Below are 26,734 nucleotides of genomic sequence, written 5' to 3'. Positions count from 1 at the left end.
ATCAATATATCTTGATATATTAATCATATTTTGCTATACTTTTTTTATGGAAATATTTTTACAAACAATTGGTTCGATCAACGATGAAACTCGGATCAAGATACTTAGATTTATTGACGACAATGGTGAGGTTTGTGTCTGTGACATAGAAAACTCTTTTGATATGATCCAATCACGTATATCAAGACATCTTAAGATACTCAAAGATGGCGGTTTTTTAAAAGTTAGACGTGATGGGCGTTGGGCATACTATTCTATTCGCTCCCCGATAGATCAATTTCGCCAAAACGTTTTAAAAGAGATAAGTTGTCTTGATATAGAGATACCTCCCCTTAAAAAAGGGTGTAATATTGAATAAAAAAGTTTTAGTGATGTGTACTGGAAACAGTTGTCGCTCAATCATCGGTGAAGCACTTGTCAATAAAGAACTTGTAGGTGTGGAGGCATATAGTTGTGGCGTTGCTCCAAGTGGAAAAGTAAATCCAAATGCAAAAAAAGTGCTCCAAGAGCATCATGCATGGGATGAAAAATACTACTCAAAACATCTTGATGAGGTTATAAATATCCCTTTTGATTTAGTTGTAACAGTATGCGATCATGCATATGAGACATGTCCTATGTTTCCTCGCCCCACTCCAAAAATCCATGTAGGTTTCAAAGACCCAGATGGTCAAGAGTATAAGGCATTTGAAAAAACATATGATGAAATTAAAGCAATACTTTTGCCAAAAATAACAAAATTTTTAGAAGGAAAATAAAATGGAAAAAAATGTAAGTAAAACAGATACTGGTGTAAAGATTAACTTTATGGGTGCAGTTGAAAAACAAAACATTGTAACGATGGTACAAAACTGTTCAACTGGAAAATGTGAATGTATGAGTGATGCTCAAAAAGCAAAGATCACAGATATGCAAGTAAGTGGCGAAGATGGTGATGTAGAGTTAAAAATTGATGGTGATATCAAGGTAGAAGACATAAAAGCTGCTATGGCAAAATCAAAAGTTTTAAATAAAGAGGAATGTTGCTAAACTTTAGCAATACACCTCTACTTGAGATCATAGAGGTGCTACAAAAAGAAATCGCTTCTCTTTTAGAACACGAAAGTATCTCTTTTATAGTAGAAAATCCAGACCTTACAACCGCTCAAACACACTCTTATAAGACATGGCTTGATCTTGCACATATTTTAAAATGTAAAATGCTTACTCCAAAACAAGTTGATGAACAATTTGTAGAGATACGTTTTCAAAAACTCTCAGCTGATAGTTTTCATTCAGTTGATGCCGATAAAGAGCAAAAATATGGAAATGAGTCTATATTTTCCAAGATCAATAAAAACGAAGAAACTTCATTTATATACCACTACTCCCAAGCACTAAAAAATGTAAAAGTTGGTCAAAGAAAACGAATTTTAAATCTTGGAGTAAATAATGGCGATGAGTTTGAGGTTATAGAGCAACTTGCATCAAACTTTACAGAGCTTGAACTTTTGGGGATAGACTACTGTGATTCTGCTATAGAAGATGCAAAGCAGAAGTTTCAAGAGCATAAAAACGTAACCTTTTTACAAGCAGATATAAACGAACTCAACACTTTAGAGCTTGGAGAGTTTGATCTTATCATTAGCATCGGAACACTACAAAGCTCAAACCTAAACTTCAACGAAGTATTTATGTCGATCGTACAAAATCAATTAAGCCCAAATGGTGCAATAATTTTAGGGTTTCCAAACTGTCGCTGGATTGATGGAGAGATGATCTACGGTGCGATGATGCGAAACTACAACTATTCTGAGATGTCAAACCTTTACAAAGATGTTATATACTGCAAAAAATATCTCCAACAAAAGAAGTTTCGTGTTACCATTACAGGAAAAGACTATATCTTTTTAAGTGCTACTTCGATCAGGAAATAATATGAATATGTCTTTGTTTTTTGTACTTTTATTGGTTTTGCTTTTTGCTTTACATGCCCTCTTTTACTTACGTGTTATAAAAAAGCTTTTAGTAAAAGATAAAACGGGAAAGATATTTACCGCTTTACTTGCTCTAAACTTTATACTTAACATCGTGTATATGTTTGTACGCTATAGTGATCTACTCCCTTATAATCTCTCATATGTAGCATCTGTATCACTTGGTATTTCTTTTGTACTACTACTTTATCTTGCTCTGCACGAAGTTATCCATCTGTTTCATAAGTCACTCAAAAATGTACAACGCTCAAAAAGGGAGTTTATAAAAAAACTAGGAGATGGAGCACTCTTTACACTTGCAACTTCTTATGTAACTGCAAGTGTTTATGAGGGGAGTAAAGAGCCAGTTATCAACATCGTTAAAACTGGAATTTTTGACTTCTCTATCGTTCAGATAAGTGACTTACACATTGGTGGTTTGATCGATGAGGAGTATGTAACTAATAGTGTTGAGAAGATAAACTCGCTCAAACCTGATCTTGTGGTCATCACAGGAGACTTAATCGATACTGAGGTTGAACACATCGATAAAATCATATTAAAATTAAACAATATCAACTCAAAATATGGGGTTTTCATGGTACTTGGAAATCATGAATACTTCCACAATCCTTACTCAATCATAGAGTTTTTAGCAAAACAAACCAAGATAAAACTCCTTTTAAATGAGTCTATCATTATCGAAGAAATAAGTGTAAATATTGTTGGGATAAATGACATATTTGGTCATCGTATAGGGGTGTTGGAACCTGACTTTGATAAAGCTTTTTCAGACGTAAACAAAAACTACCCTACTTTACTACTCTCACACCAACCAAAATCTATAGAGTATCTAGGAGTATATAAACCAGAACTAATCTTAAGTGGTCATACACATGGAGGACAACTCTGGCCTTTTAATCATCTAGTAATGTTACAACAACCCTACCTCAAAGGTCTACATACTCTAAAATATGGTGGAAAAATCTATGTAAACTCTGGCATAGGCTTCTGGGGACCGCCTATGCGTTTAGGATCACAAGCTGAGATCGCATATATTATCTAGCTTATAATGCTAGAGTTAAAATATCTTCTATGATCTCAGCTGAGTAAACCTCATTTAATCCAAAGAAATGAGAGTTCATATGTGCATTTTGGGCAATCGCATCTAAATCAGACTCTTGAATATCAAACTGTGAAAATCTTGTTGGGGAGCCAACTTTGTTAAACCAGTTCTCTAAAGCCTCAATCCCCTCTAATGCAGAACTTTTACCAAAAATCTCTTTTGCAAAACGCTCAAACTGTGCCTCATTGTTTTTATAGTACCACTTCATCCAAGCAGGTATAACCACTGAAAGTCCAGCACCGTGTGGCACATTATGGAGTGCTGAGATTGCATGTTCGATCATATGGTTTGGATACACTACACCCTCTGCTCCAAAAGTAGTAGTTCCATTAAGTGCATTTGTTGCAGCCCATGCAAACTCCCCTCTTGCATCTAAATCTTGTGGATTTTTAAGTAATGTCTCAGTTGTTTTTATAACTGTTTTTATATTTGCTTCCACATATGACGCAGTAAGGTCTGGATGATAGATAGCTGTAAAATACCCCTCTATAGAGTGTGCTATAACATCAACCGCTGAATAAACCAAATACTCTTTTGAAACAGATTTTTGAAGCTCAGGATTAATCACTGAAACTTTTGGAAAAACTGCTGGAGAGTAGATATAAAACTTTTGTTTTGTTACTTCGTTTGTTACAACTGCACTCGGGTTCATCTCACTTCCAGATGCTGCTAAAGTCATAATGTCAAAAATCGGTAGTGCTTGTGTAAGCGGTGCCGAGAATGTAAAAAAGTCCCAAACATCTCCATCGTAAAGCGCACCAGCGGCAATCGCTTTTGAGCTATCAAGAACTGAACCACCACCTACAGCTAAAACACCATCAACATTTTGCTCTTTTGCTAGGGCAATCCCCTCATTTACTTTTGAGAGTACAGGATTGCTCTGCACACCACCAAGCTCTATAAACTCAATGCCACTATTTTGTAAACTTGTCGCAACACTATCAAAAAGCCCATCAGTTTTAATTCTATCACTTCCATAAACTAAAAGAACTTTTTTTACACCTGATTCAGCTATATAGCCACCTATTTGTTTCTCTTTATCTGCTCCAAACTCTACTCTTGTTGGATTAAAACTTGTAAAATCTTTCATGCTATTTATCCTTTTAAATTTTTATAATCTTCATCTGAAACTCTCTCAAGCCATTCATTACTCGTATCTGTCCCTGGAATCTCTATGGAGATATGGCTAAACCAACTATCAGCTTTTGCCCCATGCCAATGTTTTACACCTGTTGGGATATAAGCCACTGAACCCTCTTGAAGACTTATAGGTTCCTCTCCATCTTTTTGGTACCAACCCTCTCCAGCTGTACAAATAAGAATTTGCCCACCGCCTGTTTTGGCGTGATGGATGTGCCAATCATTACGACACCCTGGCTCAAACGTTACATTGAACATAAAAAGCTTTACTTCCTCTGGATTTACAAGAAGGTTTAAAAACGAATCTCCAGTAAAATACTGTGCAAAGTTTTCATTATATGCACCTGTACCAAACATATTTGCTTTTTCAAATTCTTCTTTATTTGCGTATTTCATTTTGTTTCCATTTAAAGATTTTTAGCAAAAAATGCTGCTATTTTATCAAATGGGATAACTTTCATATTGTCATACAAATCGGTATGTACTGCTCCTGGGATAACCATAAGCTCTTTTGGCTCATTTGCAGCTTTATAAGCATCTTGTGTAAAATAAAGTGAGTGTGCTTTTTCCCCAGCAATGAAAAGAATTGGTCTTGGGCTTATCTCTTTGATATATGTCATGAGTGGTGTATTCATAAAAGAGATTGAGTTTGTGATAGTCCATCCACCATTTGAGTTGATCGATCTTGGGTGGAAACCTCTTTTTGTTTTGTAAAAATCAAAATACCCTTGAACAAACTCAGGCTCTTTCCCAGTTAATTTACTTGGTAACCCATTTGGAGCGATTGAAGGAGTACCGTTTGCTGCATCTACCCAACGTTGTTGGCTGAGTTGGTTAAGAAGTTGTGTTTTGCCCTCAAGTGGCATAGAGTCAAAATACCCTTTTGCCATCACTCTTGACATATCATACATACTTGCAACTGCTATAGCTTTTATACGCTTATCGACAGCTGCAGCATTGAGACCAATTCCACCAAACCCACAAATAGACATAACACCTATCTTGTTTTGATCAACATTTGGTAATAATCCAACATAATCAACTCCAGCACTTATATCTTCTGTATTAATATCAGGAGATGAAACATTTCTAGGCTCTCCACCACTCTCCCCTGTAAAAGATGGATCAAAAGCTAAAGTCACATATCCACGCTCTGCTAAAGTTTGTGCATAACGACCAGAAACTTGCTCTTTTACCGCACCATACGGACCACTAAGTACAAGTGCAGGTAGTTTTTTGTCTGCTTTATTTTTTGGAGTGTACAAATCTCCAACTAAAGTGATTCCAAATCTATTTTTAAAAGTCACTTTTTTATGGTTGACTTTATCACTCTTGGCAAATACTTTATCCCAAGACGTTGTTAATTTTACATCTTGTGTTTGTGAAGCTACAAGGTTTGTAGCACCAAATAATGTGATTCCAGCAAGAGTCAAAGTAGCAGTTTTTAAAAAACTTCTTTTACCTAATGTTTTCATCATATGTCCTTTATTTAGATTTATACCTAAATTATAAAATGATTAAAAAAAATCTTATAGACAAATATTCCATGACAAATGCACAATTCTCCAAATGTTATTTTTATTAGAGGCAAAAGTTTGTAATAATTATGATACACTTCCACAGAGCCTATTTTTATCTTCTTTGACTTAATAATTAACTAATATTTTCTGCAGCTCATTCCTTTGGAGCTGCTATATGAAACAACAACCAACTATCGAACTCAATTCTAGTGAGATTAATGCTTATCTTAAACTAGCTAACTCTTGTAAAAATGCTAAAGATTATAAAAATGCACTTTTATATTTAAAAAAAGCAATTAAAGTAGATAATAAATGTTATATTTGTTATCACCAAATGGCTGATGTCTATGATAAACTCAACAAGTACGAACAATCTCTTTTTTATTTACAAAAGGCAATAAAACTCAATCCTGATTTTTATGATGCACTTTTTTCAATGGCACAATGCTATAGAAAAATGCAAAATGAGAATAAAATGGTTGAGTATCTTCATAAAACTCTGAAAAAGCTACCCAAACATCCAGGGGCAAATCATCTATTAGCTTCACTAAATCAAGAAACAAATAGCAAATACTCTTCAGAGTATGCTGAAGATCTTTTTGACAGATATGCTGATCATTTTGAAAATCATCTTATAAACTCACTAAAATATCAGGTACCAACTATTATAAAAGAAAAACTACAATCTTTAAATCCTCCAAGAGATTCAAAAGTTTTAGATTTAGGATGTGGTACTGGACTGTTAGGAAAAGCAATTATAGATATATTTCCAAATTTAGTTGGTGTAGACATATCTACCAATATGATAGAAGAGACAAGAAAAAAAAATATATACACTACACTTTATATAGATGACATTCAAGATTTTCTTTTTAAAAATGTAAAAAAATTTGACCTAGTTATGGCTGCAGATGTTTTCATATATATTGGCGATTTGCAAGTTATCTTTTCTAGTGTAAAAAAATGTCTTAGCAGTCATGGTTATTTCATATTTTCCATTGAACTCTCATCAGATATTAATACATCAGATCACAAACTAGCAAAAAGCGGAAGATTTTCTCATACTGTGGAATATATCGAATCTTTGTGTAAAGAGATTGGGTTTGATGTTGAAGATAAAGAGGAAGTTATACTAAGACAGGAAAATAATACTGGTCAAAAAGGGGCAATTTTCATATTAAAACTACCGCCTTTTTGATAAGATTTAAGACATATATGCCCCACCACTTACAGAGAGATATGCTCCAGTTACCTGAGCACTTTCATCTCTTACAAGAAAACTGATCGCATTTGCTACATCCTCAGGTTTTGAGATCGTCTGTGTCGGTGTCATTGAACGGATGAACTCTTTAAACTCTTCTGGAGCTTGGCTTGTTGCATCTGTTAAAACTAAACCAGGTGCTACAATGTTTGACGTAATCCCGTATGCTCCTAGTTCTTGTGCTAAATACTTACTAAAAGTGTCAAGTGCACCTTTTGCACTTCCGTGAGCGATGAAACTCGGTGCTGGAGTTTCAGATAATGTGCTAGATATAAAAACTAAACGACCAAACTTTTTTTCAATCATTGAAGATACTGCATGTTTTGCACATATATACGATGCATGCATCTCGTCGTTTAGCTTACGAGAGAACTCCTCCCAGCTTTGATCCACAAAAGGTTTTTGAGTAAAGTTCATGTTTGCATTTGATACTAAAATATCTACACCACCATAATCTTTTGTAATACTCTCAAACATAGTTGCCACTTGTGCATCATCTCTAACATCAGTTTGAATTGGATAGGCTTCTCCACCATTTGCATTTATCTCAGTTGCTAACTCGACAGCTACTTGAATGCTATTTACATAATTTATAAAAACCCTATAATCACTTTTACCTAACTGTTTTGCAGTTGCTGCTCCGATCCCTCTTGCTCCACCTGTGATCAATACATTTCTTTTTGACATCTTTAACTCCTTAATTTTTTTTACATACATCGTGTATAACTGTACATTTACCAACCCATGAGCTGATAATGTCCGTAGCTGTTTGTGCCCCATATCCAGCAGCACTACTAAACATCGAAGCAGCTCCTGCTGCACATCCTGTTACATACTTTTTATCTGCTATAACACCTCCTTCATTATCGATCATTACCATCCCTGGTCTTGGTGCCCTTATATGCTCAACCACTGGTGTGCCTATACCCTCTACATCTATAGTTTGCATACCGTTGGCAAAAACGACTATATCTGTTTCATAAGTTTCGTCTGCATCTGTTTTGACAATATAGTTACCACTCTCTCCACTTACAGAGCTTACAACACCATCTTCAACTGAGACATTTTTATACCCTTGTGCTCTTTGTTTAAGAGATTCTAAAAGTTCGATGCCTATAGTCCCTTCATCAACTCCAGCTACATTATAAAGCTGAGCCATTTTAAGGTGTGATTTTCCAGCATCTATAACCAAAGTTTTCTTCTGTGATGCTTCTTCCACTTTTGATTCTGCAGAACCTAAAGTTATAGCACATGACAATCCAGACACACCACCACCTATGATAATTACATCATACTTCGTCATTTTATTTCCTTTATATTTACTTGTTCTATACAAGTATATTAACAAAACTCTTAAAGCTTGTTAAAGACAAGTATTTAATTATTTATGTTATAATTTTTTTATGAAAAATGAAGAATTTAATTTAGCTGAGTCTTACGGGTATCATTTCAATATGATCTTTATTAATATAAAAAGGATGATGGAGGCACGACTAAAACCTTATGGTCTTACCCATTTACAATTTAGCATACTTATAAATCTCCATAAAAATAATGTGACTACACAAAAAGAGTTATTGAAGTATATCAATGGAGATGAAGCAAGTGTTACAAGGTTGATCGACAGGCTTGAGTCTAAAGGGTTTATAGAACGAGTACAGTCTACACAAGATAAAAGAAAAAAGAAACTACTCCTTACAAAAACAGGAGTATCTCTAACACAAGAGATCATAGGTTGTGCAAAAGAAGTAAATCAACAAATCATAAAAGATTTAAATGAAGATGAAGCAAAACTATTGCTAAAACTATTAAATAAAGTGCATCTAAGTATAGAGGACAATGTATAACAATTATGGACACAAAATTTGAAAAATATCGCTCAGAGATGATCGAGTTAGTACAAGAAAGATACCCACTAGATGGCACTGTTCAAAGTGAAATAAAGAACTTAGATTTTTTCTTTTCAAAAGAATTAACCGAACAAATTAACATTATGTATGAACCATCTTTATGTGTAATTCTCCAAGGCAATAAAGCAGTAGGTTTTGGTGAAAATACTTATGGCTATGATCAAAATATGTACCTTCTTGCCTCAACTCATCTACCTGCAAAGATGAAGATACTCAAAGCCTCAGAGCAACACCCTTACCTCTCTTTGCGAATAAAGTTTTCTCTCGAAGATATTTACGAAGTGTTAAAAACTCTTGATTCTCAAACATTAACTTTAGATGCAAATGCTGAAAAAGGGCTGTTTTTTGATGATATGAATATACAGCTTTATGAATCGGTCTATAGATACATGAAACTACTACAACGCCCAGAGGAAGATAGAGATTTTCTCTCTCCACTACTTACAAAAGAGATACTTTACAATCTAGTTAAAAGTAAGGGAGGAGTGTTTTTAAGTAAGTTTTCTATGGAGGGAACAATTTCAAATAAGATAGTTCAAGTAATTACACATATAAAAGATCACTTCAACGAAAAACTAAACATAAAAAAATTAGCAAAAAGTGTAGATATGAGCGAGTCATCACTCTACCAACATTTCAAAACTATCACAACCCTCTCCCCTATCCAGTTTCAAAAAAAACTTAGACTTGAAGAGGCAAAACAATTACTCCAGCTACAAAACAAAGAGATTAGCGAAGTAGCTTTTGAGGTTGGTTATGAGTCCCCATCACAATTTAGCAGAGAGTTTTCACGCATGTTTGGCTTATCTCCAAAAGCTTTTATAAAAGTATTTTATTCAAAGGATGAATAATGGCAATAGTTAGATCATACGGTGCTACACAAGAGGTTACTGGATCATGTCATGTTCTTGAAGTTGATGATGTAAAGATCATGATCGACTGCGGGATGTTTCAAGGGAAAGAGGAAGAAAAAAATGCAGAACCTTTTTACTTTGAGCCTTCAACTATCGACTATATTTTACTTACCCATGCTCACCTCGATCATATAGGGCGCATTCCAAAACTTGTTAAAGAGGGTTTTACCGGCAAAGTCTATACAACTGCTGCTACTATGGACTTGGCTGAGATCATCTTAATGGACAGCGCAAAAATAATGAGCGAAGATTTTCAAACCCGTTATAGAAAAGCGCAAAGAAAAGGACAAACGAAAAAATTGCAAAAACCGTTATACGGTCCCCTAGATGTTGAACAGACATTAAACATGATCGAGTGGGTAAACCCTGAGTATGATGTCTACTACGATCTGTGCGAAGGGATCAGTTTTGTTTACCGCAATGCGGGGCATATATTAGGTTCTGCTTTTATAGAGATCACTTATATGGAAAACAACGACTCACATTCCATAGTATTTTCGGGAGATATCGGTAATAACAATGACTTAGTCCTACCACATCTGGCAAAGTGTCATAAAGCAGACGCACTTTATGTAGAGACAACTTACGGAGAGAGAAATCACCAACCTATAGATGCAACTATAAAAGAGTTTAAAGAGACGCTTTTAAACACTTTAGAGAACAACGGCAATGTTCTGATCCCCTCTTTTGCCTTAGAGCGTACACAAGAGCTTTTGTGTCTTTTAAGGGAGATGTACGAAAACGATGAACTGCCGAAATGTAAAATATTTCTAGACTCCCCTATGGCTACACGTGCAACAGAGGTTTATAAAAAGTACGCTAATGAGCTTATATATAAATGTCAAGAGAACATAAAAGAAAACGGAAGTGTATTTAGGTTTGATCTATTGTCGTTTACTGAAACTCCCGAAGCTTCTAAGAGTATAAACGATGTTAAAAGCCGTGCCATTATCATCGCAGGTGCAGGTATGTGTAACGGTGGAAGAATCGTGCACCACTTCAAACATAGAATCTGGGATGAAAACAATGCAGTCATCTTTGTAGGGTTTCAAGCAGAAGAAACTTTAGGACGCGAGATCGTTGAAGGTGCACAATGGATCAACATACTAGGTGAAGATATGATCGTAAAAGCTTCGATCCACACCATAAACGGTTTCTCAGCCCATGTAGACAGAGACGGAATGATCGAGTGGATAAAAGATATAAAAGGGTTGAAAAAAGTGTTTTTAGTACATGGCGAACCAAACAGTCAAACTGCATTTAAAGAGACACTCAAAAAAGAGCTGAATGTAGATGCGCATATAGTTAGTTTTAAAGAGGAAATAGTGCTGAAGTAATTAAGTCTTATTTTATCCCTTATAATATCAAGTAACTTCTTTTTCATTTTTGCTCCTCAAAAATTAAATATGCAAAATATACATTTAACACTTTTTCTACCAATTAAACGACAAAATGATCAAATAATGGCAATTATATTTTTAAATACATATAAAAATTTACTAGTAATTACTTGATATACTAAAAATTATCTGATATAATTCTCAAAAAAATAATTGAAAAGTTTAAAATGCAAAATTTACAAGGTTACAAGCCTAAAGTACCTCAAGAAGTGCTTGAAACAATAGAATATATAGCTAATGGCAATTTAAGAAATATTAAGATGAATTATAATAATGGAAATTTTGAATTTCATGCAGACAGCTATGATGGGCAAAAAAAATTTATTATAAAAAAACAACATATTCCAGGTATCATCTCTGAATCTAAAATGTTGGTACAAAACCCAAACTCTCTAAATGAGAGAAGAGAAAGAGTTTTACATTTTCACAAAGAAGGTTTGAGTCAAACAAAAATATCTGAATTGACTATGACTTCACAAAAAACTGTCTCAAACGATCTTAAATTTTTAAGAGACCAAGGCAAAATAAAATAACGGCTTAATCTATGCAAACAGCAACTTTAAAAATTGAAGACAACATATTAAAACTTGTGTAACTGCCAATGACTTTACAAAATGAAAATAAACTACTAAAAGAAAAATTAAAATCAGCAGAAAAAATTAATGAATTGTTTTATTTTTTCTTAGAAAACAGTTCTGATTTTATCTATTTTAAAGATAAAAATTACAATTTTACGTTTACAAGTAATAAGTTTTCTAATTTATTAAATTTTAAAGGATGGAAAGAATTAATTGGAAAAAATGATTTTGATGTTTTTGATGAAGAGCATGCAAAGATGTATCGTAAAGCAGATAAGTCTGTACTTGAAAAAGCAAATGAGTTAATCTCACATGAAGAAACTTACTATGATAAGAATGGTGAACTTTGTTGGATAACAACAAGTAAAAAAATGATACATGACAAAAACAATAAAGTTGTGGGTTTATTTGGTATCAGTAGAGATATAACCGAGCTAAAAAGATCAAATGAGAAATTAAACTTTGCTTCAAGGATAGCTCAAATAGGTTTTTGGGAGTTTGATGGTAATACAGAATCAATTAAATGGACTGATACAATATATGATATATTTGAAGTTGAAGATAAAAATATAAAGATAGATTATAAAAAGTTTTTATCTTATTTGCCAAAAGAGGAACAAAAGTTTTTAACCGCAACTTTTTATAGATCAATTGAAAATAAAGAAGAATATCATTGTATTCACTCAATTATAACTAAAAAAAACAATATAAAATATGCAGAAGAAAGAGGAAAACATTTTTATGATAAAAAAGGTAAATATATAAAAACTATAGGGAGTATCTACGATATAACAGCTCAATATATTATAGAGAAAAATCTTTTAGCTCAAAAAGAAGAGTTTAAAACAATATTTGATATTTCTTTAGATGGTATAATAATTGTCAATTTTGAAGCAGATATTTTATTTTTTAATGAAACTTTTTTAAAAATGACTGGTTATAATGATGACGAATTATTGGGGAAAAGTCTTTTTGATATAACATTAAATGAAGATATAAATTTATTAAAAGAATCTTTATCTAAAGCAAGACAAAAAGGTTATTTTGAATATCTTGAAGAAAGATTAATAACTAAAAATAATAAGAAAATTATTGCAAATATTTCAGTAGCATTAATGCCTGATAAACAGAGATTTTTAGTCACAATAAAAAATATTTCTAGTATAAAAAAACACGATATGTTTATAAGTGAGTATATTAAGATTGTAGATAACAATGTTATAACTTCATCAACAGATTTAAATGGTACTATTACTTACTCATCAGAAGCTTTCTGTACAATAAGTGGATATACAAAAGAGGAACTAATAGGAGAGCAACATAATATAGTAAGACATCCTGATACTGATAAAAAAACTTTTGAAGAGATATGGGATTCGTTAGAAAAGGATAAGGTTTGGAAAGGTGAACTTAAAAATAGAAAAAAAGATGGAGGTTTTTATTGGGTATCTATTTCTATTTCACCTATATATAATGAATTTCATAAGAAAATTGGCTATACAGCTATAAGACATGATATAACTGATAAAAAAATAATCGAAGAGTTGTCTATTTTAGACCCTTTAACAGAAATTTACAATAGAAGGCACTTTAAAAAAGTTGTTCCTGATTTAATAAATATTGCAAAAAGAAAAAATGAATTGATTACTTTTTTAATGATAGATATAGATTATTTTAAACTTTATAATGATACTTATGGGCATGAAAAAGGTGATATGGTACTAACAAAAGTTGCAAAAGTGATGAAAAATACACTTAAAAGAGCAGATGATTATTGTTTTAGACTAGGAGGTGAAGAGTTTGCCATAGTGTATAAGACTAAAACAAAAGAACAATCTATACAATTAGCCGAATTGATTAAAGATAATGTTTCTAAATTAGAAATTAAACATAAAAAATCTGAGAAAGGTAAGCTTTCTATATCTATAGGACTTATTTGTAAAAATGCAGTTTATATTAAAAGTGTTGATGATTTATATAAAGAAGCAGATAAATTACTTTACATTGGAAAAGCAAATGGTAGAGATATTTTAGTTACAAATTTATCATAATCTGTTATTTATATTGTATGATATTTATACCTAATATCTAAATCTATTTTATTCTTACCAGTGTTCTTTGCCTCATAAAGGTTTTTATCCACTTTTTTAAAAACTGTTTCAATTATGTCATTAGATTCATATTTAGTTATTCCAAAACTTGATTTTTGAAATATTAAAAGCTCAAACCTTTCAAGGTGGATTTATCTTATTCATTTGGATTTTTAAGAGCAATTGATGGAAATTTTAGTGATACCTCAAAGTGTAGTTCCAACACTCTATCTATATTTTCTTCGATCAGTTTTTCGTTTTGGCTTGGGTAATTATAGATCAGGTCAACATTGACTATAAAAAACTTGCCAAGCACCTCTTTTACCTTTGCAAACTGCTCTTTTGCCGAACCAAATTTATGGTGTCTTCCCATCTGGGATCAGGTAATCATCATTAAAACTTTGTACTCCGATCTACTGAACATGCTGTATTATACTCAGATAAAACAGCTATTTACGAAGCAAACCCTGATTTCCAATTATCTTTTTTTATAACTATCTCTTTTTGCTTCTCTTTTCGTCGCATATCTTTTTCAACAAATATCTTTTTTCTAGTTATAGGGTCCATCTCAGTATAGTACATTACAGCTGAATAAGTTCCAGGTGTTGGAGTAAATACTTGTGCTTGTTCTGGGTTCATTTGCAATTCGTCATGAGTAAAGCGTTTTAACTCATGCATATCTTTGTCACTACATCCGGGGTGCGCTGCTATGAGGTAGTAAGTTAAAAACTGCTTTTTCCCCTCTTCTTTGTTTAGCTTGTCATACATCTTTTTAAAGTCGATCAGCTCTTGTTTACCTGGTTTTCCCATAAGTTCAAGGACATGTTGTTGTGTATGCTCAGGAGCTACTTTCATCTGCCCAGATATATGGTGTTTTACCATCTCTTTTAGGTAAGAGTATCCGTGTTTTTTATCTGCATTGATCAGATCATAACGCACTCCAGAAGCCACAAATGCTTTACGCACCCCTTCAACTTGTCGCACTTGGCGTAAAAGGTTAATGTTTCGACTATGATCTACTTTCATAGATTTACAAAGATGGGAAGCATCGACACATCTTTGATGATCGCATGTACCTAGTTTTAGCTTTTTATTACACTCATAACCGTACATATTTGCCGTAGGTCCACCTAGATCAGAGATGATCCCTTTATACTCTTTGTACTTGTTAAAATCTTTTACCTCACTCAAAATATTTTGCTCGGATCGAGTACGTATAGTTCGCCCTTGATGCACTCCAATAGCACAAAAATTACACTCACCCCAACAACCGTGATGTGTCATGATCGAGAACTTGATCGTCTCCAAACATTTTACTTTACCCTCTTTTGCATGGTAAGGGTGCAGTTCTCTCGTAAAAGGGAGGTTTGCATTGGCATCCATCTCCTCTTCGTTTAGGTAATCGCACGGAGGGTTTTGGATCAGGTATCTGCCGTCAACCTCTTCACACAAACCATTTGCAGAGATCGGATCGTTGTTGTCGTAAAAGTGATCGAACATATCTATATATTTTTCTTTATTGTCTAAACACTCTTGATGGGAAGGAAGTTGAATATACTCATGTTTTGGCTCTTTAGCTATGTAACAAAGTCCGCGAATATCTTTATAGTCACGTCCTTCATCAATGGCATGTGTAAGTTGTTCGATTGCAATTTCACCCATCCCATACACAAGCACATCTGCTTTAGAGTCAAAAAGTACTGGTTTTTTGAGTCTGTTTTGCCAGTAATCGTAGTGAGTTATGCGACGAAGTGAAGCCTCGATTCCACCAAGCACGATCGGAGCTGTATCTTTAAAATGTTGTCTGATTAGATTTGTATATACAAGTACGGCACGATCGGGGCGTTTATTGTTCACTCCACCTGGGGTATAGTCATCTGAGTTACGAAACTTTTTTGTTGCTGTATAGTTTGAAACCATACTATCGACACTTCCACCACTTACACCCCAGTAAAGACGAGGTTCTCCAAGACGTTTGATATCTTTATCACTTTTGACATCAGGTTGCCCAATAATCCCAACTCTGTAACCCATACGCTCTAACATACGCCCAACAACAGCTATCCCGATAAATGGCGAGTCTATATACGCATCGCCACTTACTAAGATCACATCACATTGCTCCCAACCACGTTCTTGCATATCTTCTTTTGTTGTCGGAAGGAAATTTTTTCGTGTAAAAGTAACAGTATCACCACTTTTATTATGTTTTTTATTGTGTCTACTCAAGTTTTAACTCAGATGTATAGTTTTTTTGTATAATACTTAAAAAACTCATATAAGAAGATTAGAGATGTTGTACCCTTACGAAAATTTAGAAAACTTTACACTTAGAGCTTTGCTTGATCGTTCCGTTTCCCTTTATGCAAATAAAGATGCTTTGTCTTTTGTTGGCAAACAAGCCATAAAATACCGTGAACTTGATGAAAAAATAAAATCTATGGTAGAGCTTTTAAAAGCAAATGGAATTTCCAAAGGTGATAAGGTAGCCATCTTAAGTGAAAATATGCCAAACTGGGCAGTTGCATATCTAGCAACAACGTATTTTGGCGCAGTGGTTGTTCCTATACTTGTTGATTTTAATACTGCTGATGTGCACCATATCATCAGACATTCTGAAGCAAAAGCTGTTTTTGTTTCTCAAAAACAACTACCAACCATTGAAGAGATTGAAGATTCAGAACTGAAGTTTGTTATAGAAATTGATAACTTAAAAATTCTCGATGAGTTTACAAACCGCTCATATGCAGAAGTTTTTAAACAAAAATTTTCCCATAAAAAAGAACTCTCTCAAGTTGAAGAAGATGATTTAGCTGCAATACTTTACACTTCTGGTACTACTGGACACTCTAAAGGTGTTATGCTCTCACATAAAAATATAGTTACTAATGCACTGAGTGCTTTTAAAAACATCACTGTTGTACCAGAAGATATATTTTTATCTATTTTACCACTTGCGCATACTTTTGAGTGTACCGTTGGTATGGTACTTCCTATTTTACATGGTTCAAGTGTTGTTTATGTAGATAAAACACCAACACCAAGTGTGCTTTTAAAAGCATTTGAAACTGTCAAGCCAACTATGATGCTCTCAGTTCCACTCATCATCGAAAAAATATATAAAAATAAAATTATGGCAAAACTCAATGGTTCTAAGCTTACAAGTACTCTTTATCAATTCCCTTTTATGCGAAAACAACTCAACAAAATTGCTGGGAAAAAACTTTTAGAGACTTTTGGCGGGAGACTTCGCTTTTTTGGAATTGGCGGTGCTCCACTCGCGCGTTATGTTGAAGAGTTTTTATATGAAGGGAATTTTCCTTATGTTATAGGATATGGTCTCACTGAAACTGCACCACTTATAGCAGGAACTTACATAAATGCTCCTATTAAAGTTGGCTCTACTGGGTTTGCTATGGTTGGGGTTGATGTAGTCATAAAAGACAAAGACCCTATCACAGGAGAAGGTGAAATAACTGTAAAATCTCCAAGTGTTATGATAGGCTACTACAAAGATGATGAAAAAACTAAAGAAGTTTTTGATGAAAATGGCTACTTCTTAACAGGTGACTTAGGTTACATCGATGAAGATGGATACCTTTTTATAAGCGGAAGAAGTAAAAACCTCATTTTAGGACCAAGTGGAGAAAATATTTATCCAGAACAGATCGAATCTATCATCAATAAAAGTGAAACAGTCGTTGACTCTTTGGTACTACAACAAGATGGCAAATTAGTTGCTAGAATCCACTTAGACTATGAACTTATAGATAAAATGTTCAAAGCAAATGTTACACCTGATGATGTTGTCAAACAAAAAATTGATGAATATCTAGAAGAGATGAGAATTGAAGTAAATGAAAAAATGGCTTCATTTTCTAAAATAACTAAGTTTATAGAACAGATAGAACCATTTATAAAAACACCTACTAAAAAGATAAAAAGATATTTATATACTGAATAATGAGATTTAAATTTGAATAGTCAGTGTTGAGATTATGCAAAAGTTTTCTGCATCGTAGTGAACTACGGCGATGAAAACTTTTGTGTAAGATTGATACTTATTATTTAAATTGTGGTTGTACGAAAGGGACTACTTGTTTTTTTCTACTTAAAACACCCTCTAACCAAGCTTTATTATCTTCAAGTTTTACATCAAATGCAGCTTCTATTTTACTTGTATCATCAGATACTACGAAAAGTTTTGATCCCTCTTTGATGATGTCAGTTAAAAGGATTAAAACAGTGTGTAATCCACCCTCTTCTTTCATCTTTTGCATATCTTCCATAATCTCATCTTCTCTTGGCTCTAAAACAGAGATGTCAACCATTTCAAGCTGTCCGATACCAACTTTCGTACCGTTCATATCGAACTCTTTATAATCACGTGTATTTAAGTTACGTGCACTAGCACCGTCTACTGCAGATTTTGCGATAAACATATCCATAGCCATTTTTTTATAGTCTTCTACACCACAAATCTCACTTAACTCTTTTACCGCCTTTGTATCTACTTTTGTACATGTTGGTGAGCGAAAAATTACAGTATCACTTAAAATAGCTAACATCATCATCCCTGCGATATCTTTTGGAACTTCTACACCGTAAGATTTGTACATCTCATAAATTACAGTGTTTGAACATCCAATTGGTCTGATCCAAGCTTCTAATGGAGCATCTGTCATCAAATCCCCTAATTTATGGTGATCTGCAATACCTACAATAGTTGCTTCGTCGATATCATCTTGAAAATGTGGTTTATCTGTAGAATCGATAATAAAAACTTTCTCACCAGCTACAGAAGTTTTTAACATAGGAACTTTGTCTGCATAACCAAAAGTGTCTAAAATAAATTGTGTCTCAGCAGAGATTTCACCTTGACGAGCTGGGATATACTCTTCATCCTCTACCTGATTTTTAAGATACGATAGTGAAATTGCACCAACAATAGAGTCACTATCTGGATTTTTGTGCCCAAATGCATATACTGACATAATTCTAGCCTTTAATTTTTTTTCGAATTATACAATATTCTTAAGCATTTCTGGAAAATTTAGTACTTTTATAGAGATTTTAAAAAGTTCACGACGAGAAAGTGGTTTTTTCAAATGAGCAACAATTTTTGCACCTTTTTCACTGATATCAAACTCTTTGATATTACTGTTTGTTAAAGTTACAACTGGAGCATTGCTAATTTTTGCAATCACTTTTGAGATTGCATTTTCATCAGTTGTGAGTATATCTATATTGATAAAGAGAAGGTCATATTTGACTTTTTTTAGTTCTTCTATCGCTTCTCTAGGTGTTTGAAAGTGCACTACGCGGACATGACTTTGCATAAATGATTCTACAATGGTATCTACACACCCTTGATCTGACTCTATAACCATTACACTTGCACCCTCTGGAGCAATTTGAGCAAAATTAATATCGAGTTCATGAAACTCATCTTCGGCACTTGGAAGTACAATCTCAACATTTGAAAGTGACAATATAAAACTAGCCCCTTTACCATACTCACTATAAAACGTAAGGTCACCATGCATAAGTTTTGCAACTTTTTTATTGAGTGCTAAACCAAGCCCCTCTGTTTCAAACATCTCAAATATTTTTGATTGATCCTCTTTTTGAATCCCAGTTCCACTATCTTCAACTATAACTTGAAGATTCATCGTATTATGGGCAATATCTTTTCCGTTAGCGCGAACATAAATATTTATATACCCTTTTTTTGTTGCTTTAATACTATTACTAACCAAATTTTCTACAATTGCTTTTACTTTTGGAGCATCAAATATCAAAGACTCCGGCAAAGATTTATCTATATCAAGTGTAAATTCTATCCCTTTTCTACTCACCACATGTTTGTACTCATCCACGATTCCATTAAACAAAAATGCCAATTCTACAGCATTTTCCTGAATATCATAATTTCCTGCATCGATTTTTGAAAGAGCCACCATATTACTAATCGATTTCAAAAGTTCTTCACTTGAAGTTATTATATCTTTAGCATATCTATTTAATTTTTCACTTTGTATGTTCTTGCTTAAGATACTTGCATACGCAATGATAGTTTTTATAGGAGATAAAAGGTCTTCTTTGATGTTAGATAAAAAATCATATTTTACTTTAACTGCTTCTTGTGCTACAAATTTTGCTTCTTCGACTTTATCTTTTTGTCTTTGAACTTCATTTTCCAAATGCTCTATCTTTTTCAGTTGTTCAGAGATTAAACTTGTTTGCATCCCAGCATGTGATTTTGTAGATGTGTTTGGTTGAACATCTTGTTGAATTTCCCCTTTTAAGATAGAAATCTCTTGTCGAAGTTTGCTTAGCTCTTTATCTTTTTTTGAGCTGCTTATTAAAAAAAATAGAAAACTAATCCCAAAGAAGACAGCAAAGATGCCTAAAAGCATTAAAAGAGGAAAATCTAGATTTATCATCTCAGTCAACTAGTTCTTTAAAAACCTCAAGATGCTCTTCAAAGATTGTTACAAGTCTTGGATCAAACTTTTTCCCCTTTTCCTCTTGGATATATTGAACTGCATCTTCAAAACTCCATGATTCTTTGTAACTTTTTTTCTCCAAAAGTGCATCTAAAACACTAACAATAGCTACAATACGAGCAAAAATATGTATCTCATCACCTTTTAAACCTCTTGGATATCCTGTTCCATCATAATTTTCATGGTGTTCATATGCGATGGTTGCCGCAGCGTTCAGTAGTTTTGAAGTAGAATTTTCAAAAACTTTTAATCCGAATTTTGGATGATCTTGCATCACAGAAAACTCTTCATCAGTTAAATTATCTGGTTTTTTTACGATAGAATCGTCAATAAAAACTTTACCGATATCATACATAGGAGAAGCCAAATAAATCGTCTTTACATCCTCTTCAGTGAGTGTGCCTTCTAAAACAGCAAGTTGTTTCGCAAAATCTGCTACACGCTTAATATGCCCCATAGCTTCTAAGTTATTTTCCTCTATTACAGCTGAGAGAATATATACCATCTCATTTTGTGCAAGTTCTGTTTCAGACAATAACAGCTTATTTTGCCAACTTGATATCTTTAAAGTTTTTTTGTACTTATAAAACTCTAGATTATGTTTGATTTTTGCTTGAACTTCATTTTCTCTTAGTGGGCAGTGTATATGGTCTATACAACCAAGTCCATACCATTTTTCCAAATTATCTGCACCTTCATGATCTACTAAAACGATAAGAGGAATAGACTCTAATAAAGGGGTATTTTTAATACTTTTACATAGTTTGAAGGAATCAACACTGGACATATCTTTTGCTAAGATTATCAGATCAAATCTTTTTGTTTTTAATAAATCAATACTCTCTTGTATTTTAAGAGCATACGATATATCATAACTCTTATCACTAACTATTTCTTTAATTTTGTTAATATTCTCAATATCAGAGTCAATAATCAAAATTTTACTTGTATTCATAATTACTTCCAAACCAGTTTTTTTATGTTATGAAAGCTATTATACCATCTACTTGTGTAAAAGCAACTCTTTTTGCAAATATTTTCCTGTGTAAGAACCAGATTTTTTGTGATTTTCTGCTAATTGTTCTGGAGTACCAACATCGATTATCTCTCCACCACCAGAGCCACCTTCTGGTCCCATATCTACTATATAGTCTGCATTTTTAATCATATCAAGATTATGCTCAATGATAAGTACAGAGTTTCCAAGCTCTACAAACTGGTGTAGTACTCCTGTAAGTCTATCAACATCTGCGAAATGAAGCCCCGTTGTTGGCTCATCTAAGATGTATAGCGTTTGCCCCGTATCTTTGCGGCTTAACTCTTTTGAAAGCTTAATACGTTGTGCTTCCCCACCTGAAAGTGTTACTGCATTTTGACCAAGTGTAATATACCCAAGCCCTACGTCTACTAAAGTTTTTAATTTTTGATGAATTTTTGGAATCGCTTTAAAAAACTCATACGCTTCATCGACAGACATATTAAGCACATCTGAAATAGTTTTTCCTTTATAGTGCACTTCTAACGTTTGTTGGTTATATCGCTGCCCTTTACAGCTATCACACTTCACCATGATATCTGGTAAAAAGTGCATCTCTATTTTTATCTCACCCTCACCCTGACACTTTTCACAACGACCACCTTTAACGTTAAATGAAAATCTTGAAGCTGTATAACCTCTTATTTGTGACTCTTTTGTTTGTGCAAAAATATTTCTGATTTCATCCATTACACCAGTATATGTAGCAGGATTACTTCTTGGTGTTCGCCCAATTGGACTTTGATCGAGATAAATTACTTTATCGACATGTTCAAGTCCATTGATCTCGACACCTGCTACTTTATTTACTTTTCTTGCATGATTTAAAAGTTCACGTGCTGTTGGCAAAAGTGTTTGTAGGATAAGTGAACTCTTTCCACTCCCACTCACTCCTGTAATACACACAAAATTGTTAAGTGGAATTTTTACACTTAGGTTATTGATATTATTTAATGTAACATTTTTTATCTCGATAAATTTATCCTGTTCTCTTCTATGAAAGTACTCTATTTTTTTACGTCCAAAAAGATAGTCTGCGGTGGAAGTTTTTGCTTTTTTAAGTTTTTCAAGCGTTCCAGCGAACACTACACTTCCACCAAATTTTCCAGCACCTTCACCAATATCTACGATAAAATCTGCATTTTCAATAGTTTCTTTATCGTGTTCAACTACAATAACACTATTACCTTTTTCTTGTAAGTTACGAAGTGTTTTAATCAGCTTCAATGTATCACGTTCATGCAAACCGATACTCGGCTCATCTAAAACATACATCACACCAGTAAGTCCTGAACCTATTTGTGAAGCGATACGGATACGTTGAGCTTCTCCACCTGAAATCGTACGTGCATCACGCCCTAGAGTGATATATCCAAGACCTACATCATGTAAAAAGAAAAGTCGCTCACGTATCTCATTTAAAATAGGAGCTGCAACCATTGCATTTTGCTTATCCATATATGCAAAGTTTTCCTCTGCTGCAAACCACTCGTATGTTTTTGTAATTGGCATATCTAAAAGTTCTGGAATCTTTTTATCTGCTACCTTTACAGCAAGGGATTCAGGTTTAAGTCTATGCCCACCACACACATCACATACTTTTTCACTCATATAGTCGCTCAGTTCTTTTTCATCTTTGAACATATCATAAGCAATTCGGACAATCCCTGGCCAAATACGTTTTACCTTATGATTTTTCCATAAAAACTCAACTTCACCTATATTTCCATGTAAAATAGCTTTTTGTTGATGGCGTTCAAGTTCTGAGTAAGGGATAGTTATATCGATACCATTTACCTTACAGAAGCCTTTTAGAAAAGTAAAGTAGTACCCTTTATTAAAACCATATACGATCTTAATAGCACCCTTTTCGATACTTAAATCTTGATCTATGATTTTATCAATATCAAGTGTATAACGAAGCCCTAAACCATCACACTCACTACATGCACCTTTTGGTGAGTTAAATGAAAAACTAAGCGGTTCAAGTGGATCAAAACTGATCTTACAATCAAAACATGCATTATGTTCTGAGTAGTGTATATGCTCTTTTGAACCTACCTCTTCATGATTGAGTATATCAATCTCTAGCTCCCCATAACTCTCTTTGAGTGCTTTTTCAACAGAGGATGCTATACGCTCTTTATTTTCCTCTTTGACAACCACACGATCTATGACCACTTTGATCGTATGTTTTTTCGTTTTTGAGAGTTCTATCTCCTCATCGAGTCGCACCATTACACCATCGATTTGTGCGCGCACATACCCTTTATGTACAAGTGATTGTATCAGATCAGCATATGAGCCTTTGTTTTCACGAACAAGAGGTGCAAGAAGAACAAGTTTTGCCCCTTCTGGAAGTTTTGCAACTTCGTTGATAATGTCCGAAGCTGACATTTGTGAAATCTCTTTGCCACATTTGTGACAGTGTTGTACACCTACACGTGCATATAAAAGTCTAAAGTAGTCATAAATTTCAGTGATTGTTCCAACTGTTGAGCGAGGATTTTTAGAGGTTGTTTTTTGATCGATTGCAATAGCAGGTGTAAGTCCTTCTATCTTATCTACATCAGGCTTCCCAACTCTATCTAAAAACTGTCTTGCATACGAAGACAAAGATTCCATATAACGACGTTGCCCCTCAGCATATAAAGTATCAAAAGCAAGTGTTGATTTCCCACTACCACTCAGACCCGTCATAACAATGAGTTCATTTTTGGGAATTGTTAAATCAATATTTTTAAGGTTATTTTCCCTCGCACCAGTTATTTTAATAACATCTTTTTTAACCATTTATAAATACTCTCTTTGCTAAATAAATCACTATAAATACATAAAATATAACTATCAACTTTTTTTGTAGTGGTGTTTGAACTTTATCTTTAAAATATATCCCAACATATACACCTACAAGTGATGCAATCCCTACTATGATGCCACTTTTAAAATCTATATGCCCCTCTAAGGTGTGTGATATCAACCCAGATATAGAGGAAAACACTACAAAAAACAATCCTGCCGAGATTGCTTTATTTAATTTTACATGCAAGAACCCTACCAATATAGGTACTAGCATAATACTACCACCCACACCAATAGTGATGCTCATCATTCCTATAAAAATTCCTATGCCAAAAAGAAGCAATTTATTGACATCTTTTTCAACTGCATCCTCTTTTACTGGCATAAAAAGTCTAAAGAGTGCAAATGTAGCAAAAAGTAGGAAAAATATTTCTAAAGTTCTATTACTAAATAGAGATGTTATATAACCGCTAAGTAAAGCGCCAACAAATCCACCAGCTCCTATAATAGCAATCATTGCGACATCAAGTGTCCCTTTTTTGTGGTTCAAATAACTGCCAAAAATCGAACCAAAAACCATCTGCACAACAGAGATTCCAATTGCTGTTTTCGTATCATATCCCAACATTAAAAGCAGAGGAACTAAAATTGTTCCACCACCTATACCAAAAAAGCCCGATAAGAAGCCGGTAAGTACCCCTACTGTCAATAGTTCAATCATAAATGGAATTATATCCAATTATAATTCCATTTAATTTTCATTTGTGTTTTCATAAAGTATAATCATCTAACAATAAGGGGTCTTTTAGAAGGGCCCATAATAATGGCGGTTAAAAATGTTAAATACTATTGAGGAAGCAACTATAAATTTTTGCATACACCAAATACGTGAAGATCACAGTGTTAAAGATGGGGTTACAAAAAAGAGAACACTTATTGCTTATATAGACTTAGATGCTCATGATGGAAAAAAGTATAGAGCGTATATAGCTTCAGATTCTGGCTTTATGCAACGCGTTTCAAAACTTTTTCTTGAGGAAGATGAAAGTGATGAGGAAACCTTAAGCGATATGACATTAGAAACTGCAAACTTAATCATAGGAAGTGCAAAAGTTATTGCTGAAGAAAAAAATGAATCTCCTTACTCAATTAACACCCCATTTTTTGAAAAAATAGGCGAATTTGACTTTGATTACGATTATGCAAAGACTATAATGGTGGGGGATGATGAGATTACTATAGCACTGAAGGATTTAAATGTCTAAAAAAAATTCACCTCCTCAAAGTGATCTTTCATGGATGGACTACTCTGGTATTTTAGATATGGAAGTGGAGTTTGTCGCTGACTTAGGTGAAACATCTCTTACACTTAAAGAGGTTTTAAAACTTGAAAAAGGTTCAATAATTGACCTTAAAAAACCTGCTGGTGAAAGTGTAGAATCATATGTAAACGGTCGTATCTTAGGCAAAGGTGAGGTAATGGTGTATGAGAAAAATCTTGCCATTCGTATAAATGAAATTTTAGATTCATCTGCTGTATTATATTACCTATCAAAAGAGAGATTATGATTAGAGTTTTATTACTTTTTTTACTTCCATTTTCCCTATATGCCTCTAAAATTTTAAGCTATAACATTTATGAGAGAACTGATCGTGCTGATGTAATGATCACATTTGATACACCATTTACGGGGACGATCAAACAAAGCAAGGGAAAATCAAAAATCATTTTAAAACTAGAAGAGACCTCTATAGAATCTTCCAAAATTAAAAAGGTTAATTCACAGTATCTTAAATCTTTAACTATCACACCATTGGTAAATTACACGCAAATAGTAGCTGTAACACCAAGCAATGTCCAACTCTTAGCTTCTAAAACCTCTGATGGCTATGGTTTACGTTTACGTTTTACAGATCAAGTTGCAGCAAAACAAGGTACAAAAACAACATCATCACCTGATCTTTCTTCACTCCCAACAAAACAGGGTGATGATCTCTCATCAAGTTATTATCTTGTTGTTGCTATTTTAGTTATTGGGATTATTATTCTCTTTTATCTCAAAAGTAAAATTCAAGCAAAACAACCACAACAACCTAAACAAAACTCTTGGTTATTTGAACATGATACTACACAACAAACACAGCAACAAAAATCTGTACAACAAGAAAAAAAGATTAATACCAACAATCTAGCAAATGAAATTAGCATAAGATTTCAAAAAAATTTAGATCAAAAAAACAGTGTTGTTATGTTAGATTTTTTAAATCAAAGTTATCTTGTTCTCATTGGTAATGGAAATATTTTACTTGATAAATTTGTAGACAATCAACCAACGACTCAGCAAGAGTTTGAGACAATTTTACAAGAGAGATATTCAGAACTCGAAGATTTTTTACAAAATCCACAGCAATCATTTAAAGACCACTCTTCTTTAGATGAACCCCTTCAATCATACAAAGAAAGAGCAGCAAGTTTAGCTTATGGTGAGTAGC

The 26,734-nt window shown here is 33.6% G+C and carries 26 protein-coding genes and 1 pseudogene; 16 read left to right on the top strand and 11 right to left on the bottom strand.

Translation table 11 applies throughout. From position 1 onward, the window contains the following. Positions 1-46 precede the first annotated feature (46 nt). From ACQY56_RS08785 to ACQY56_RS08765, 5 genes are read left to right on the top strand one after another with little or no spacing between them, the layout of a single operon-like run. Positions 47-358, top strand: coding sequence for an ArsR/SmtB family transcription factor (locus tag ACQY56_RS08785; protein ID WP_428737913.1), 312 nt, complete (start codon positions 47-49; stop codon positions 356-358). Continuing rightward, positions 351-758 carry an arsenate reductase ArsC gene (locus ACQY56_RS08780; RefSeq protein ID WP_428739652.1) on the top strand — a complete coding sequence of 136 codons (408 nt, stop codon included), beginning with the start codon at positions 351-353 and terminating at the stop codon, positions 756-758. Before ACQY56_RS08785 ends, ACQY56_RS08780 begins: the two co-directional genes overlap by 8 nt. Before the next feature lies 1 nt (position 759). Further along, complete coding sequence (locus ACQY56_RS08775; protein WP_428739406.1) at positions 760-1,029, top strand: hypothetical protein; 270 nt, start codon at positions 760-762, stop codon at positions 1,027-1,029. Then, positions 1,020-1,916, top strand: coding sequence for a class I SAM-dependent methyltransferase (locus tag ACQY56_RS08770; RefSeq protein WP_428739405.1), 897 nt, complete (start codon positions 1,020-1,022; stop codon positions 1,914-1,916). Before ACQY56_RS08775 ends, ACQY56_RS08770 begins: the two co-directional genes overlap by 10 nt. Before the next feature lies 1 nt (position 1,917). Beyond that, complete coding sequence (locus tag ACQY56_RS08765; protein ID WP_428739653.1) at positions 1,918-3,021, top strand: metallophosphoesterase; 1,104 nt, start codon at positions 1,918-1,920, stop codon at positions 3,019-3,021. 1 nt (position 3,022) lies between these two features. Here the strand turns inward: ACQY56_RS08765 and ACQY56_RS08760 are convergent, their stop codons facing one another. From ACQY56_RS08760 to ACQY56_RS08750, 3 genes are read right to left on the bottom strand one after another with little or no spacing between them, the layout of a single operon-like run. Beyond that, on the bottom strand, positions 3,023-4,171 hold the full coding sequence (locus ACQY56_RS08760) for an iron-containing alcohol dehydrogenase (RefSeq protein ID WP_428739403.1): 1,149 nt from the start codon (positions 4,169-4,171) through the stop codon (positions 3,023-3,025). A 5-nt stretch (positions 4,172-4,176) separates the two neighbouring features. Then, entirely contained in the window at positions 4,177-4,617 is a 441-nt protein-coding gene (locus tag ACQY56_RS08755) for a cupin domain-containing protein (protein WP_428739402.1), read from the bottom strand. An 11-nt stretch (positions 4,618-4,628) separates the two neighbouring features. After that, the gene (locus ACQY56_RS08750) at positions 4,629-5,699 is read right to left on the bottom strand and encodes an alpha/beta hydrolase (protein WP_428739401.1); all 1,071 of its coding nucleotides are present in this window, start codon (positions 5,697-5,699) and stop codon (positions 4,629-4,631) included. A gap of 217 nt (positions 5,700-5,916) precedes the next feature. Here ACQY56_RS08750 and ACQY56_RS08745 point away from each other — a divergent pair, with 217 nt between their 5' ends. Continuing rightward, complete coding sequence (locus ACQY56_RS08745; RefSeq protein WP_428739400.1) at positions 5,917-6,939, top strand: methyltransferase domain-containing protein; 1,023 nt, start codon at positions 5,917-5,919, stop codon at positions 6,937-6,939. A 6-nt stretch (positions 6,940-6,945) separates the two neighbouring features. Here the strand turns inward: ACQY56_RS08745 and ACQY56_RS08740 are convergent, their stop codons facing one another. Beyond that, the gene (locus ACQY56_RS08740; RefSeq protein ID WP_428739399.1) at positions 6,946-7,689 is read right to left on the bottom strand and encodes an SDR family NAD(P)-dependent oxidoreductase; all 744 of its coding nucleotides are present in this window, start codon (positions 7,687-7,689) and stop codon (positions 6,946-6,948) included. A gap of 10 nt (positions 7,690-7,699) precedes the next feature. Continuing rightward, entirely contained in the window at positions 7,700-8,305 is a 606-nt protein-coding gene (locus tag ACQY56_RS08735; RefSeq protein ID WP_428739398.1) for an FAD-dependent oxidoreductase, read from the bottom strand. A 100-nt stretch (positions 8,306-8,405) separates the two neighbouring features. Here ACQY56_RS08735 and ACQY56_RS08730 point away from each other — a divergent pair, with 100 nt between their 5' ends. The 6 genes and pseudogenes from ACQY56_RS08730 to ACQY56_RS08705 all read left to right on the top strand — a co-directional run. Next, positions 8,406-8,849: a MarR family winged helix-turn-helix transcriptional regulator gene (locus ACQY56_RS08730; protein ID WP_428739397.1), complete on the top strand. Its 444-nt coding sequence runs from the start codon at positions 8,406-8,408 to the stop codon at positions 8,847-8,849. A gap of 5 nt (positions 8,850-8,854) precedes the next feature. Further along, positions 8,855-9,763 carry an AraC family transcriptional regulator gene (locus ACQY56_RS08725; RefSeq protein WP_428739396.1) on the top strand — a complete coding sequence of 303 codons (909 nt, stop codon included), beginning with the start codon at positions 8,855-8,857 and terminating at the stop codon, positions 9,761-9,763. After that, positions 9,763-11,163 (top strand): MBL fold metallo-hydrolase RNA specificity domain-containing protein, encoded by a 1,401-nt coding sequence (locus ACQY56_RS08720; protein WP_428739395.1) that lies wholly within the window; start codon positions 9,763-9,765, stop codon positions 11,161-11,163. The genes ACQY56_RS08725 and ACQY56_RS08720 overlap by 1 nt, the downstream gene beginning before the upstream one ends. A 230-nt stretch (positions 11,164-11,393) precedes the next feature. Next, positions 11,394-11,759, top strand: a complete 366-nt coding sequence (locus ACQY56_RS08715) for a hypothetical protein (protein ID WP_428739394.1) — start codon at positions 11,394-11,396, stop codon at positions 11,757-11,759. A gap of 68 nt (positions 11,760-11,827) precedes the next feature. Further along, entirely contained in the window at positions 11,828-13,855 is a 2,028-nt protein-coding gene (locus tag ACQY56_RS08710; protein ID WP_428739393.1) for a sensor domain-containing diguanylate cyclase, read from the top strand. 142 nt (positions 13,856-13,997) lie between these two features. Next, positions 13,998-14,100 (top strand): annotated as a pseudogene (locus tag ACQY56_RS08705) (hypothetical protein); the annotation flags it as partial. 247 nt (positions 14,101-14,347) lie between these two features. Here the strand turns inward: ACQY56_RS08705 and ACQY56_RS08700 are convergent. Further along, positions 14,348-16,123: a YgiQ family radical SAM protein gene (locus ACQY56_RS08700; protein ID WP_428739392.1), complete on the bottom strand. Its 1,776-nt coding sequence runs from the start codon at positions 16,121-16,123 to the stop codon at positions 14,348-14,350. A gap of 64 nt (positions 16,124-16,187) precedes the next feature. Here ACQY56_RS08700 and ACQY56_RS08695 point away from each other — a divergent pair, with 64 nt between their 5' ends. Further along, positions 16,188-17,858, top strand: a complete 1,671-nt coding sequence (locus tag ACQY56_RS08695; RefSeq protein WP_428739655.1) for an AMP-binding protein — start codon at positions 16,188-16,190, stop codon at positions 17,856-17,858. A 100-nt stretch (positions 17,859-17,958) separates the two neighbouring features. Here the strand turns inward: ACQY56_RS08695 and ACQY56_RS08690 are convergent, their stop codons facing one another. Genes ACQY56_RS08690 through ACQY56_RS08670 form a run of 5 tightly spaced genes read right to left on the bottom strand, consistent with a single transcriptional unit; the run spans position 17,959 to position 24,962 of the window. Continuing rightward, positions 17,959-18,888 carry a manganese-dependent inorganic pyrophosphatase gene (locus tag ACQY56_RS08690; protein WP_428739548.1) on the bottom strand — a complete coding sequence of 310 codons (930 nt, stop codon included), beginning with the start codon at positions 18,886-18,888 and terminating at the stop codon, positions 17,959-17,961. Between the two features lie 27 nt (positions 18,889-18,915). Next, a complete protein-coding gene (locus tag ACQY56_RS08685; RefSeq protein ID WP_428739551.1) occupies positions 18,916-20,340 on the bottom strand; it encodes an ATP-binding protein in 1,425 nt (474 codons plus the stop codon). A 1-nt stretch (position 20,341) separates the two neighbouring features. Then, entirely contained in the window at positions 20,342-21,358 is a 1,017-nt protein-coding gene (locus tag ACQY56_RS08680; RefSeq protein ID WP_428739549.1) for an HD domain-containing phosphohydrolase, read from the bottom strand. Positions 21,359-21,406: 48 nt separating this feature from the next. After that, positions 21,407-24,232: an excinuclease ABC subunit UvrA gene (uvrA, locus tag ACQY56_RS08675; protein ID WP_428739656.1), complete on the bottom strand. Its 2,826-nt coding sequence runs from the start codon at positions 24,230-24,232 to the stop codon at positions 21,407-21,409. Further along, positions 24,225-24,962 (bottom strand): sulfite exporter TauE/SafE family protein, encoded by a 738-nt coding sequence (locus tag ACQY56_RS08670; RefSeq protein WP_428738905.1) that lies wholly within the window; start codon positions 24,960-24,962, stop codon positions 24,225-24,227. Before ACQY56_RS08670 ends, uvrA begins: the two co-directional genes overlap by 8 nt. Positions 24,963-25,077: 115 nt before the next feature. Here ACQY56_RS08670 and ACQY56_RS08665 point away from each other — a divergent pair, with 115 nt between their 5' ends. Genes ACQY56_RS08665 through ACQY56_RS08655 form a run of 3 tightly spaced genes read left to right on the top strand, consistent with a single transcriptional unit; the run spans position 25,078 to position 26,733 of the window. Further along, positions 25,078-25,506 carry a chemotaxis protein CheX gene (locus ACQY56_RS08665; RefSeq protein WP_428738906.1) on the top strand — a complete coding sequence of 143 codons (429 nt, stop codon included), beginning with the start codon at positions 25,078-25,080 and terminating at the stop codon, positions 25,504-25,506. Then, entirely contained in the window at positions 25,499-25,810 is a 312-nt protein-coding gene (gene fliN / locus ACQY56_RS08660) for a flagellar motor switch protein FliN (protein ID WP_428738907.1), read from the top strand. Before ACQY56_RS08665 ends, fliN begins: the two co-directional genes overlap by 8 nt. Further along, entirely contained in the window at positions 25,807-26,733 is a 927-nt protein-coding gene (locus ACQY56_RS08655; protein WP_428738908.1) for a hypothetical protein, read from the top strand. Before fliN ends, ACQY56_RS08655 begins: the two co-directional genes overlap by 4 nt. The last annotated feature ends 1 nt before the right edge of the window (position 26,734 follow it).

The sequence above is a fragment of the Sulfurimonas sp. genome (genome assembly GCF_050296975.1).
Taxonomy (GTDB): domain Bacteria; phylum Campylobacterota; class Campylobacteria; order Campylobacterales; family Sulfurimonadaceae; genus Sulfurimonas.
The sequence above is the reverse complement of the archived record's forward strand: the minus strand, read 5'-3'. Positions and strand labels throughout refer to the sequence as shown.